General features: G+C 48.5%; 12 protein-coding genes. 3 read left to right on the top strand and 9 right to left on the bottom strand.

Annotation, left to right across the window (positions count from 1 at the left end; genetic code table 11):
- Positions 1-41 precede the first annotated feature (41 nt).
- Complete coding sequence (efp, locus tag AAC007_RS00955) at positions 42-614, top strand: elongation factor P (protein ID WP_219042206.1); 573 nt, start codon at positions 42-44, stop codon at positions 612-614.
- A gap of 84 nt (positions 615-698) precedes the next feature.
- Here the strand turns inward: efp and AAC007_RS00960 are convergent, their stop codons facing one another.
- Together AAC007_RS00960 and AAC007_RS00965 are read right to left on the bottom strand one after the other, a co-directional pair.
- A complete protein-coding gene (locus tag AAC007_RS00960) occupies positions 699-1,244 on the bottom strand; it encodes a hypothetical protein (protein WP_339674095.1) in 546 nt (181 codons plus the stop codon).
- Positions 1,245-1,559: 315 nt separating this feature from the next.
- Positions 1,560-2,480, bottom strand: coding sequence for a glutaminase (locus AAC007_RS00965; protein ID WP_339674097.1), 921 nt, complete (start codon positions 2,478-2,480; stop codon positions 1,560-1,562).
- A gap of 133 nt (positions 2,481-2,613) precedes the next feature.
- On the opposite strand from AAC007_RS00965, the gene AAC007_RS00970 reads away from it, so the two are divergent.
- Positions 2,614-2,829: a hypothetical protein gene (locus AAC007_RS00970; RefSeq protein ID WP_339674099.1), complete on the top strand. Its 216-nt coding sequence runs from the start codon at positions 2,614-2,616 to the stop codon at positions 2,827-2,829.
- Between the two features lie 176 nt (positions 2,830-3,005).
- Here the strand turns inward: AAC007_RS00970 and AAC007_RS00975 are convergent, their stop codons facing one another.
- Both AAC007_RS00975 and AAC007_RS00980 read right to left on the bottom strand, forming a co-directional pair.
- Entirely contained in the window at positions 3,006-3,920 is a 915-nt protein-coding gene (locus AAC007_RS00975; protein WP_339674101.1) for an NAD-dependent epimerase/dehydratase family protein, read from the bottom strand.
- 41 nt (positions 3,921-3,961) lie between these two features.
- Positions 3,962-4,372 carry a nuclear transport factor 2 family protein gene (locus AAC007_RS00980; protein WP_296433848.1) on the bottom strand — a complete coding sequence of 137 codons (411 nt, stop codon included), beginning with the start codon at positions 4,370-4,372 and terminating at the stop codon, positions 3,962-3,964.
- A gap of 102 nt (positions 4,373-4,474) precedes the next feature.
- On the opposite strand from AAC007_RS00980, the gene AAC007_RS00985 reads away from it, so the two are divergent.
- Entirely contained in the window at positions 4,475-5,314 is an 840-nt protein-coding gene (locus AAC007_RS00985; RefSeq protein WP_339674105.1) for a LysR family transcriptional regulator, read from the top strand.
- 300 nt (positions 5,315-5,614) lie between these two features.
- Here the strand turns inward: AAC007_RS00985 and AAC007_RS00990 are convergent, their stop codons facing one another.
- The 5 genes from AAC007_RS00990 to AAC007_RS01010 all read right to left on the bottom strand — a co-directional run bounded on the left by AAC007_RS00990 (position 5,615) and on the right by AAC007_RS01010 (position 11,522).
- Complete coding sequence (locus AAC007_RS00990; protein WP_339674108.1) at positions 5,615-6,385, bottom strand: hypothetical protein; 771 nt, start codon at positions 6,383-6,385, stop codon at positions 5,615-5,617.
- Positions 6,386-6,480: 95 nt separating this feature from the next.
- Positions 6,481-8,310: an alkaline phosphatase gene (locus AAC007_RS00995; RefSeq protein ID WP_339674110.1), complete on the bottom strand. Its 1,830-nt coding sequence runs from the start codon at positions 8,308-8,310 to the stop codon at positions 6,481-6,483.
- Positions 8,311-8,321: 11 nt separating this feature from the next.
- Entirely contained in the window at positions 8,322-9,908 is a 1,587-nt protein-coding gene (locus tag AAC007_RS01000) for an alkaline phosphatase (protein ID WP_339674112.1), read from the bottom strand.
- Positions 9,909-10,745: 837 nt separating this feature from the next.
- On the bottom strand, positions 10,746-11,144 hold the full coding sequence (locus AAC007_RS01005) for a GFA family protein (RefSeq protein WP_339674115.1): 399 nt from the start codon (positions 11,142-11,144) through the stop codon (positions 10,746-10,748).
- Between the two features lie 123 nt (positions 11,145-11,267).
- Positions 11,268-11,522 carry a hypothetical protein gene (locus AAC007_RS01010; RefSeq protein ID WP_295870682.1) on the bottom strand — a complete coding sequence of 85 codons (255 nt, stop codon included), beginning with the start codon at positions 11,520-11,522 and terminating at the stop codon, positions 11,268-11,270.
- Between the last annotated feature and the right edge of the window lie 808 nt (positions 11,523-12,330).

The raw sequence follows: 12,330 nt of genomic DNA on the forward strand, positions 1-12,330 counted from the left end.
AAAAATTGCTGGCTTAACTCAATTTCCATTCGGATAAACCTATGAAAACAGCACAAGAAATGAAGCCCAATAGTGTGATTCTGATCGACGGCCAGCCTTGGATGGTTCAGAAAGCAGAATTTACGAAATCTGGTCGTAACAGCGCCATTGTTAAAATGAAGCTAAAGAACTTGCTTAGCGGTTCAACGACAGAAACCGTATACAAGACTGATGACAAAGTTGAGCCGGTTATCCTCGAGCGTATCGCCGTGACTTACTCCTATGTTGCCGATTCGGTCTATGTATTTATGGACGAAGATTACAATCAGTACGAATTAAATGAAGACGATATCGAAAGCGTATTGCCTTATATCGTTGATGGGATGTCTGATATTTGTGAAGCGGTATTCTTTGAAGGCAAAGTAATATCTGTTGATCTGCCGACCATGATCGTTCGTCAAATTACCTACACAGAGGGCTCTGCTCGCGGCGACACCTCTGGCAAGGTTATGAAGCCGGCGAAATTGAGTAACGGCACCGAAATCAAAGTGGCTGACTTCTGTGAGATTGACGACTGGATCGAGATTGATACTCGTACCGGCGAATACAAATCACGCGCTAAAGCACCGGTTTAAACCCGCTTTAGCAAAAAAGCCCAATGTTTAGCTCATTGTACTGAGTCAAACATTGGGCTTTTTTATGCCTGCGGTTTAGGTCTGTTAGTTACTGGCCAGCGAGCTCATGTTGTGACAGCGGCTTAAAGCCTGTTCCCGCGCTTCGTTAAAGCCCTGCATGGAGAAGCGATCGTTGCCAGCGTCCAAGTGTTGTGACATGGCGTCTGTGGCGGGTATCAAGACATTGACCGCGTCGGAGTGGGTCATTAAGTTCAGCAGTTCTGAGTTCGCAAATACATGGCCCATAATAATTTCATGGCTATTCCCAGTCCCTGGTTTTATGGCGACAACTTTTAGCGGCAAGGAAATAGAAACGCCATCAAAATTGGCGTCCATAGTTACTGTTTTACCTGCTAAAGACCAGACATCTGGACTTGAGCTAGTCCAGCTGAGATACAGTTCATCGGCGCCACAGGTGTTGCTGTGTTTCACCAGGCCAAACTGATGACTGGTTTGGCTGTCTGCAGCAACGGTATAGCCAGTGGAATGAGACAGTTCGCCGACTTCCCACATGGGTGCGACTTTGGCATAAACGCTAGCGGATAGCAGTGCAGTGCTTAGCAATAAGGGATAAGAGAGACTTTTATTCATATTAGGCCACCATATTTAGAGTGCATTACAGCGTTGGGTTGCAATGATAGTGGCGGCAAAGTGGCTTGGAATGTATACGTAGTCCCCGCAAATGAGAACGCACGCACATAATCTAACAGATAGAATAAGCTCTTATTTTTACAAATGATGGTGCACTTTGTGGCAACTTGAAAAATATGTGTTTTAGTGAAATAGAGTAGTTATTGGCGCGCTAAATAGAGCGCGAAGCCGTTTTAGCTTCAACGCGAGTAGTCAGAAAGTGGAGACACAAAAAATTACTTATGAGAATTAATTGGGTAGGTGAATCGAAAAGTTTTAATGCCCAAAAATAGACCAGCCCGTTTTTTGCACGAGCAATTCCAGCGCCTGGGTTCCCAGCTTGCTGTTGCCGATGCTATCGAGTCCGGGCGACCAGACTGCAATAGAGGCCTTGCCCGGCGCGATTGCTAAAATACCGCCGCCAACCCCGCTTTTTCCGGGCAAGCCCACTCGATAGGCAAACTCGCCTGAGCCGTCGTAGTGCCCGCACATCATCATCAGTGAATTAATACGGCGGGCGCGCTGGGCTGATACCACTCTAAATCCGGTACTTTCATTAATGCCGTCGGACACCAAAAACAAGCCGGCCTGCGCGAGCTGCTCGCAACTCATGGATATGGAGCAATGGTGAAAATACGTGCCTAGCACCTGCTCTACGGGATTTTTCAAATTTCCAAACGCGGCCATGAAATGGGCGAGGGAGGCATTGCGATCGCCGGTAAGTTTTTCTGATTGGGCTACTTTCTCATCTATGCCGATACTATTGTCATCGGCGATAAAACGCACAAACTGCAAAATTTCGCCCAGGGTTTCTCTGGGTTTATGGCCCATCATAATGGCGTCGGTTACTGCAATCGCACCGGCGTTAATGAAGGGGTTGCGGGGTTTTCCGCTTTCGTGCTCTAACTGCACAATGGAGTTGAATGGGTCTCCCGATGGCTCTCTGCCAACACGAGACCAGATCGCGTCACCGAGCTTGCCGAGGGCGATAGTCAGGGTGAAAACCTTGGAAATACTTTGTATCGAAAATAACTGATGGGCACTGCCGGCATTAAACACCTGGCCATCCGGCAAAGCGACGCTGATACCAAATTGGTCGGGGTCGATGCAGGCTAGCTCAGGGATATAGCTAGCGACTTTACCCTTATTGGGTTCGGCGGTGATGGTTTTACAGATATCGTTGAGAATGTCTTGCATAGCAGTGTGAAAGATTTTCTAGGAACAGAAGAGGATAGTGTAACGCGACTTGCGGGGCAGAGATATTATAGGTGCTGTGATACGCAGCTTTAGATAAAAAATTTGCTATACCGAGTTTAGGGGAAGCTCACTGATGGCCCTTGCTAGAAAAAACAATATGGTCGCAAGTGACGACCACATTGTTCTGCTTATCATATTGGATCAGCTTCACGGCGTCTGCCAAAGCGGCAAGCGTATTCACCGCAAGGCGTCGATGAACTTAAAGCAGCGAGCCAAATCGGTAACTAACATCAATACCGAACGTGCGTGGTTCGCCCCATTGGTTGGTACCTACGCTGCTGAACAGTGAAATCGATACCGCGGCGCAAAGTGGTGTTAGCGAGAATGTGTGTTTCATGGTGAGAGTCCCTTATTATATTTGTAAAACGGTGGTCACCGTTATGGGCGGCGTGCCTCTGATTGTTAATTTGGTATTTCAACGAGCCACTAGCTAGTGGCTCGCGTCGAGCGACGTTCAGAATCTGTTTAGGCAGTGCCGCTACCTTGATATGCGGCCGAGATTTCTTTTACTAAATCGCGAATCTGCTGCCGCTCATACGTTAGAAATGTTGCGTCTTCCGGCTCATAACTCACTGTTGCGCCAGCACCTGCAAACATAATGATATTGGGTAGCAATGGATGATCTTCTTCCGATACCTCAAGACTCTGAGTGTTTCCGGCAGCGTCAAACCACAGTTGCAAATATTCCTGCCAGCTGTAGTTTTCATCGCCGAGAAGATACGCCTTGCCCGATTCGCCCTTTGTTAATGCCACTAGAGTAGCCTGCGCTACAGAGCGAGAACTGATGTGATTGGTGCCACCCTTGGGGGCAAATACAGGCAGATCTGGCAGTGCGCCGCTCGCGTAGGCAACTAATGCCCCGATGTGGGGTATGTCTAGGCCGGGGATATGACCTAGTACAAACGGTAGGTTTAGGCTGCACACGGTAAAGTTTTCGGTGCTCAGTGCTCGCACGGCCTCGTCGGTTTTGCTGCGCGAGGTGACATAGGGGCAGACGCCAATTTGCTGCGGTGCCACTTGAGGGTAGAACGTGCCGATATACACTGCGTTCTTCACACCGGCGTCGCGTGCTGCGGCAAAAAATTGCGGCACGGCCTGATCATTTACTTTACTGTAAAACTCTTCGGGGCTGACACTGCCGTCAAACGGGAGCTGACGAATATCTGCTGCAGCGGCAAACACAAGCCAGTCAAACCCCGCCAGGCGACCATCGCCAACATCATCGTTCACGTAGTCGCACTGTAAAAAGGGCATTGCCGCTAAAATCGGTGCAAGGGGCTTTTTGCGCGCCATAATCGTTACGTCATGACCTTGGTTCTGAAGATAAATAGCGGCGTCGCCGCCCACCAAGCCTGAACCACCAACAATGAGTACTTTCATATTTTTATCCTTAATTAATTTAGTGTTCGTGACCATTTGGTCTACTGATGTAAAGACTGGTCACTGCTCCATACAACGTTTACATCGCGACGTGTATAACAGTAGCGACCATCGATATACTCCACGCGCTCTTGATAGCGAATCGCCATATCCAGCTTTCGGCCCTGGCCATCTTTCTCATAGATATGAGACGCGATACAGTAGGTTTCCCCTTCGTAGTGGTCTTCATGCCATTGGCCTAGTTGGTTACCCACCAGATGGAATGTGGCGCTGTAGGTTTCTTTTAAAAAGCCGAGTGTTGCAATAAAGTCATTGGCATTTTCGCACTGCCAGTGAGGCCCCTTTTGGGTGAAGTCATTGCTGATGATTTCGCGCATGTCGTCAAACTTGCGGTCGTCGGCAATTTGCGCATACCGCAAAGCCAGATTCTGGGCGTCAGAAAGCGTGTGCATGCCGTTTTAGCCTTTTATGAGAAGTAATTCGCTACAGTGTACAAAAATAGATCTGTTATAGTTAGTTCAATAAAAGCACATTAACTGTGAGAAAATGTACAGATGGATTGGGACGATATTCGCTATTTTCTAGTGCTAGCACGCACCGGCTCGCTTAGCGCGGCGGCACGCGTGTTGGGGGTTACGCACGTTACGGTGGCTCGGCGTATCACTCGTCTCGAAACTGAGCGCGGGGTGAAATTGTTTGATCGGCGCCAGAAAGGGTATTTACTCAGTACCGCTGGCGAGCGCTTAATGGCTGAAGGCGAAGCGGTTGAAGAGAGCTGCCTGCATTTTGAGCGGAAAATACGGGGGCAGTCAGATGTGCTCTCCGGCCCCCTAACCATATCTATCCCCGAAACATCCCTCATTGACCTGTCGGCTCCCATTGCCGCCTTTATGAAGAGTTATCCCGACGTCCAACTCACGGTACTGGCGACCTCTGAGCAGCTCAATTTAAACCAACTGCAAGCAGATGTCCTTATTCGGATGACCGATACTCCACCAGAGCTTTTAGTGGGGCGTCGTTTGGCAGAAATTCCCCTCTATGCATACGGTAGAGAGGATTATGTGAAACAGATTAACGGTGATTACGAGGGCGCCAACTGGGCTATCTGGCAGGCGGTATTTGGCAAAAGTGAGGGCGATAAATATTTTCGTACCCTTGTTGCCGAGCCGCATATCACGCTGCGCACCAATAGCAATAGCCAGCTATTAGCGATGGTTAGGCAGGGCGATTCACTCGGCTTAATGTCGGCTCAAATTGCGGCGCAATACCCCGAATTAGTCCCTGTGTCAGATACGCCATTAGTGACAACAGGGCTGTGGATACTGACCCACAGCGACCTGCGTCACTCATCCAAAGTTCGTTGTTTTATGCAGTTTATGGCAGAGAAATGTTAGAAATTATGTGGATGTAAACCGCAGAAACGTAATACGAAAGACGTTTATTTGTCTATTTTTGAAACCTCTTGCTCTAAACGCCTGAACATGAAGATTGTAGGTTGGGTTGAGGAACAAAACCCAACATGGTGGGGTGCTCTACCACCACTTGTTGGGCATGGCTCCGCGCATTCGCGCTTCGGCCTCGCGGCCAGCAGAGCTGCCCAAATTTGTTCCATACAACCTTGTCGCTACCGCTCCACCCAAGCTACAGAGTCACATGCCATTTAAAATTTGAAAGAGTCCTACTGGTGTGCAAATTCAGTGGTGGTGTTCCCCACCAATATCATTGCCCTGCGCGTCATACATGCCTGAGCTGCCGTGTTCGACAAAGCCCAGATTGATCATCTTTCTTAAAAATGGGTCGGATTCGCTATCGCCAATATCGGCGTAGTCGGTGGTTTGATAATCAAGGTTTTTATTAAAAAACGCGTCGATGATTTTGTTGTCGCTGCTCATTTCCGTTAATGACCAATGCGAAATTTTACCGTTGGCGCGGCGCTTATAGGATTTTACAATTTTGTAGGCGGGAAGCCAGACCACTGTGATGGTCTCGTTGTCATTCTCTAATGTGTAGATTTCTTCACGCTCACAAGCTTTGCCCGATTTTTTACTCAAGCTCATTTTAGATAGCAATGAGTCTGCGATGAGCTGGTTTTTCATACTCCAGTCGTCGTCAGTTTTTACCACTTTAATTTCGCTGGGTGAGTATTCAATGCCGCGCTGATACGCATCAAAATAGCGATTTAATTTTATGCTATTGCTGTGGTTGCGCTCCCATAACTCGGTGATGCCTCGCTCTGGATACTGCTCAGCCACGCTACTGGCGCGACGCCACAATACCATGTGAGAGAACGTTTCAGGCTGGACGCTGTGTTCATAATGGCTAATTTGGTAGTGCGCACTAATCGGTGTATTTGCTGTGCAGTCGGCTGCAAATACTGCGGGTGCGGATAAGGCCGATATAAAAAGACTCGCTAAGCTGCAGATTAATCGACCTGAGATGTTCGGGAAAACGCGGTGCCGCTTCAATGTCACTTCCTCTTTATAAATCTGTTTACATCTACTTATTTATAAATAAAGGCGCCGGTTTTCACCGGCGCCGTCAGGCTTTTATATTATTGTTATCATGGTGCTACTTGCTTGCTATTTGCTTTATTCGCAAGGTCTGCAGCGTAGTTCATGACATGAAATATCACGTTTTGCTCGTTGGTGCCGCTAACTAGCGCAGCGCCAGGGCCTTTCGCGTAGACGCCAACATCTTCACCTGCGTGGGTTTCAGAACCGAGCGGCACTAGGGCCTCTTGGTGGAATCCTGGCGATTGCGTGTCGACTAACAACAGGTCTTGGCGACCAGCATCGATTGCGGAGTTGTATCCCTCGTCTGCATCTGTTTCATCACCGAGGTCGCGAAAGCCTAGCCCGTTAGTGTAACCAACGGTGGTATAGGGCATACCGTCTGCGGCAAGCGAAGGTGATGTGGAACCGATGTCTACGACTTTACCCAAGATGGGATTGCCGCGCTTCGGGTAACCCGCAATAGTAAATACATGGCTGTGGTCGGCAGTGACGATAATTAAGGTCTCATCACTATTGGTTAGTTCAACCGCTTTAGCCACCGCTTCAGATAGCTCTACCGCATCTGTTAGGGCGTTGTAGGCGTTGCCTGCGTGATGAGCGTGATCGATACGTCCCGCTTCTACCGTCAAGAAGAAGCCTTCGCTGTTCTTGTTCAAGATCTCGATCGCTTTGCCAGTCATATCACGCAGCGATGGCTCACCGGCAACGTCATTTTTACGATCCGCCTCGTACTGCATATGCGATTCATTGAACAAGCCGAGCACCTTGGTGGCGGTTTGGGGGTTCAGCGCATTGAAGCCAGCTTTATCAAAAATGTAACTACCAGTGGGGTTGAGTGCCTGCCATTCAGCGGTTAGGTCGCGACCGTCGGTGCGATCACCCTCAACACTACTCACTGCATCTGGGCTGTTAAACGCGGCGTCTTTAGGTAAGAAACTGCGGCGACCGCCGCCCATCACTACGTCTATACCATCAACGCTTATTCCGCCAATGCGGGCCTCTAAGTTAGCTTTAAAATTAATTAGCTGCGAGGCGATATCTTCGCAGCCAGCGTCTTTAGCCGCGGTAGGCATATCGCCATCGTCTTCCCAATCGCGGTCGGCCGATTTAGCGTAGGTCGCTGCTGGTGTGGCGTGGGTGATGCGGGCAGTAGACAATATGCCCGTTGATTTCCCCGCAATTTCTGCCAACTCAAGTGCGGTTACCAGCTCATTTCCAGCAACCGTGCTGCAATCGCCGCGCACAATATTTTCGTTTACACCAATCACGCCCGCGTCGGTTTTAACACCGCTCATCAGCGCCGTCATGGTGCCTGCGGAGTCGGGTGTTTGGGCGTCTACGTTGTAGGTTTTTGCCAAGCCGCTATAGGGAAATAGATCAAAGCTCAGGTTGTGGTCTTCGCCGAGTTCACCATTGAGCTGCCCAGCTAAAATACGTGCAGCGGTTACCGTTGAGATACCCATGCCATCACCGACAAATAAGATGACATTCTTAGCGGCGCCACGGGTGAGATTTGGCGCGGTAGCTGACGCAATTTTAGTTTCTGCGTCACTGAACCAAGTATTGTTGCGGGTGTTGCCGATAAGATCGGTTTCGGCTGGCCCGGTAAAGGGTTCACACACAAATTTGGTGTCGGTGATTTCGCTAGTTTCTAAAACGCCATTGCTATTGCTATCGGCACCGCTGTCAAACTGAATACCGCCACCTGGGCAGTTACTGTCGCCAGCGGCTAACTGTGTTTGGGTGATTAAACTGTTCACGCCGTTGCTGCCATCAGCACCATTGCTACCGTTTGCGCCGTTGCGACCATCATCGCCACCACAAGCGGTTAAGCCTGCTATCGCGCTTGCTAAAATCGCTAATTTAAACTGTTTCATTGCCATTCTCCTTATTCGCTGTCCAGCAGATCAAGCGCTTGGTTAATCAGGTGGAAAACCATGTTTTGCTCAACAACGCCGCGAACAAATTGTGAACCGGGGCCGCGTGCGTGCAGGCTAATATCTTCACCGGCATGGGTTTCGGAGCCCAGTGGTACTAATGCTTCCTGATGAAAACCAGGTGACTCGGTGTCTACACTGGCGAGGTCAGCACGTCCTGCCTGAATACTTTCTGAGTATACTGCGTCGGCATCTGTCACTGCGCCAAGGTCGTGAAAGCCAAGCCCGTTAGTGTAACCCACAGTAGTGTATGGCATGCCATCTGCTGCTGTTGTCGGCTCAGTTTCACCGATATTGACTACCTTGCCCAAAATCGGGTTGCCACGTTTTGGGTAGCCCGCAATAGTGAATACATGACTGTGGTCAGCGGTGACCATAATCAGGGTGTCGTCGGGGCTGGTTGCATCAGCCGCCGCTTGTACTGCGTTTGATAATTCAATGGCATCACTTAGTGCGCTGTAAGCACTGCCGGCGTGATGGCCGTGGTCAATACGACCTGACTCAATTACTAACAAATAGCCATTGCTATTCTTGTTGAGAATGGCGATGGCCTTGCTGGTCATTTCAGTTAGTGAAGGCTCGCCGGCAACGTCATTGCCGCGATCTTCTTCGTACTGCATGTGTGACTCGTTGAACAGACCAAACAATTTTGTAGTGGTGCTGGTGTCAACTGCGTCGAAGCTGCTCTGGTCAAACACATAACTACCGGCTGGGTAGCGAGTTTTCCACTCGGCAGTTAAATCGCGGCCGTCGGTGCGATCACCCTCAACACCGCTCACTGCGTCATTGCTATTAAACGCGGCATCTTTAGGTAAAAAGCTGCGGCGACCTCCGCCCATTACTACATCGAGACCGTCTACATCTGCGCCGTCTATGCGCGATTCTAAATTGGGTTCAAAGTTAACTAATTGCGATGCGATATCTTCGCAGCCTGCTGTTTTGGCAGCCGCTGGCATATCTCCGTCGTCTTCCCAGTTGCGATCAGCTGATTTAGCGTAGGCAGCAGCGGGGGTGGCGTGGGTAATCCGCGCGGTAGAGATAATACCTGTCGACATGCCTTTCATTTCTGCCAGCTCAATGGCGGTGATTAATTCATTACCGCTCACGGTGCTGCAGTCGCCACGTTCGATATTCTCGGCAACGCCCAGCACCCCCGCGTCGGTTTTAACACCAGACATCATCGCTGTCATGGTGCCCGCAGAGTCTGGAGTCTGTGCATCAACATTGTAGGTTTTAACCAGCGCGGTGTGGGGGAAGGCCTCAAAGCTTAAAAAGTTTTCCTCACCGAGATCGCCGTTTTGTTGGCCCTGTAAAATACGTGCTGCGGTCAGGGTAGAAACCCCCATGCCATCACCTACAAATAGGATCACATTCTTTGCTTTGGCCGGAGTAGTGGCTGTAGCTTTAGTTTCTGTGCTTGTCGCAGCATCGGTATACCACGTGTTGTTGGTTTGATGAGAAGGCAACACAGCGGCAGCTACCTGAGTGGCTATTGTTAGGGGTAAAACCCCTGACAATATGGCGGTTTTGATACGCATTTTAAGGCTCCTGGTCTGGAAAATGACTTTTCCTATATAGGTATGTTGTGCGTGGGTGATATCCCGGAAAAAATGAGCAGTGGCACAAAGCCACTTACCGGCACAAAGACTAGAGCCTTAGCCTTACAGTTTAATTGCGCTTATATTGAAGTTTTAAGACGATAAGATGACAGCGCCATGAGCCGCGCTTTATTTGTTCTTTTATTGTTAGTTGACTGTATTGCTAGCAGCCTAGCGCTGAATAGGGCGTATACAAATTTTGTGGGAAGGGCTGCTGACTAGGTGAAACTATTTGGCAGCTGCGAGATATTTACTTAAGCGGCGATGCCTGTGATTAAAAAAGGCCGCTATTACTTTACTGAGTATCGGCCCTGCGAACTTAGGCTCAAATGACACCTCATCCGTTAATATGCATCCCTCGTTATCCGGGCGTATGGTGCGCACATGCCGCCACGACCGCATAGATCCCATTTTTGATTGCTCTACAAATCCAGCGCCCTCATCAAGGCTTTTCAGTGTTAAATCCGAGTAGTCAATCGGTATAATTTTTAAAAAGAAAATCCAGCTCCTAAACAGTTTTTTTCCTGGCGTAAAATCAATTGTCGCTAAACTCGTAACCCCTCGAGGTGAAGACATTCGCAAGTACGGAGACATCTCTTTCGATATTCCGTCGATGGACGTAATCCACTGCCAGACATCACTTTTGGACGCGGTAAGGTGTGTCGAATTTCGTATCGTGTACTTCATGTTTAATCTTGCCTAATGCGAGCTTACCGCAGTCACCGCAGGATATCGCGGCGCTGACTGCGCCGATAGCAGCGCCTTGATATGTACACTCTAAACGCCAAAGCTGTCGAAGACCTGCTGTTCAGTTAAATTCTCTGTTTGGTTTGAGAATTCGTAAGAACTCGGTTTCTGATCAATAAATATCTGCCGTTTAAAACTGATGCTCGATTCCTCGCTAAATAAACCTAAGGGAACAATATACTCATCAGTTGGCTTTAGATGGTAATACAAATGGGTGCCGCAATGACTGCAAAAGGATCGTTCAGCCCACTCGGAAGAATCATAAACTTTGACTGAATCCTTGCCAGTAATACTGATATTCGAACCACAGTGCACCGCTAGAAGAGGGCCGCCTCCCCAGCGACGACACATGCTGCAATGGCATGCTTCAAATTCAGCTACATCGTCTGACTCAATGGTCACAGATTCGCAAAGGCATTTTCCTTTCATAGTTTATCCTCTTTGTGAGTTGAATTATTGTTTACTTAATGACTTAGGGCAGAGGCGGGAAAAAAGGAGGAGATTTTTCTTGAAGCGTATTTAAAAGGCAACTGCCCGCCATTATATACTCTTCTATTTTTGCTGATCATGGTCATGTGACGGCTCGATTTTATCTTTTACAGCCATGTAGGCCCTTTGAATCGTCATAAAAAGACAGATCACCGCTGCTATTCCGCAAGGAAAAAGCAGAAGCGCAATCTTGGCTGCATACCCCATAAATGCAAATACACCGAGCAAAAAAACTATGAACAGCTCCGTAATAATAGACTCCCATTCGAGCGCGAAGCCGATCTTTATAGTCTTTGATGCAAAGTGTCTTACTTTCATTGCTTGATGGCTCTATGAAAAATAGCGCCGCGCTCTACGGCGAATTTGGCGCCTCTTTTCTTTTTTTAAGGACAGGCACTCCAAAATTGTTATACGGCATTGCTACGGCGAAAAGTAAGGAAATATTCGCGATCTCTGCAATTAAGTGTATTGCCAATCTCGCAATCCAAATTGAACGGTTGCAATTCTCTTCCATTTTCACATTCACCTTGACTTAGGGAGATTGACAACTGTGAATCATTCCGTCTCGTAGCCACTCCAGCTTGCCTGCATATGGTTGATTGTCCATTTTGCCCGGCCGATCTGTTCGGGTAATAAATTTCCATTCGTGCAATACCTTCACTTATGCATAGATGCATGACATTCAGGATGCCAGGTACTTGCTCGGTAGTATATTGCCAGCAGTCTTGGTGCAAATATCGACTCATGCTGCTTTCGTTTGGCGTAACTGCACAGCCAAATAAGAAAGCGATTTTTAAGTAGAAGAGAGCTCTCATGCCGTATAACTACTTAGCGTTTATCTGTTGTGCGCAGCACGGCATATAAACGTCTGTTGGACTGAGCCGCTTTGCGGTGTTGGCATCTATTATTGGGGATTGTTTTTAGAACACTGGTATTTACTCGGGCCATTCCTAGCCAACCATCCTTAGTCGTCTGATCCATTTCTGGTATTTCCCTATTGTCGCGTGGTGATCACGTGCACGTTCCTGCCCCATTTAAGCATTTTTCCTGCAAATGTCCACACGCCATTTCAGTGGCGCTTTTGTTCGTATCTCTTCATGGCGAGAGGATAAAGAATACTAACGAG

Origin of the sequence: uncultured Zhongshania sp., assembly GCF_963975605.1 — a bacterium.
GTDB lineage: Bacteria > Pseudomonadota > Gammaproteobacteria > Pseudomonadales > Spongiibacteraceae > Spongiibacter > Spongiibacter aquimaris.

Coding starts and splice junctions, on each gene's coding strand:
- AAC007_RS01000 (WP_339674112.1), bottom strand. CDS start 9,908: ATGCGTATCAAAACCGCCATATTGTCAGGGGTTTTACCCCTAACAATA.
- AAC007_RS00985 (WP_339674105.1), top strand. CDS start 4,475: ATGGATTGGGACGATATTCGCTATTTTCTAGTGCTAGCACGCACCGGC.
- AAC007_RS00980 (WP_296433848.1), bottom strand. CDS start 4,372: ATGCACACGCTTTCTGACGCCCAGAATCTGGCTTTGCGGTATGCGCAA.
- AAC007_RS01005 (WP_339674115.1), bottom strand. CDS start 11,144: ATGAAAGGAAAATGCCTTTGCGAATCTGTGACCATTGAGTCAGACGAT.
- AAC007_RS00965 (WP_339674097.1), bottom strand. CDS start 2,480: ATGCAAGACATTCTCAACGATATCTGTAAAACCATCACCGCCGAACCC.
- AAC007_RS00975 (WP_339674101.1), bottom strand. CDS start 3,920: ATGAAAGTACTCATTGTTGGTGGTTCAGGCTTGGTGGGCGGCGACGCC.
- AAC007_RS00960 (WP_339674095.1), bottom strand. CDS start 1,244: ATGAATAAAAGTCTCTCTTATCCCTTATTGCTAAGCACTGCACTGCTA.
- efp (WP_219042206.1), top strand. CDS start 42: ATGAAAACAGCACAAGAAATGAAGCCCAATAGTGTGATTCTGATCGAC.
- AAC007_RS01010 (WP_295870682.1), bottom strand. CDS start 11,522: ATGAAAGTAAGACACTTTGCATCAAAGACTATAAAGATCGGCTTCGCG.
- AAC007_RS00970 (WP_339674099.1), top strand. CDS start 2,614: ATGGCCCTTGCTAGAAAAAACAATATGGTCGCAAGTGACGACCACATT.
- AAC007_RS00995 (WP_339674110.1), bottom strand. CDS start 8,310: ATGAAACAGTTTAAATTAGCGATTTTAGCAAGCGCGATAGCAGGCTTA.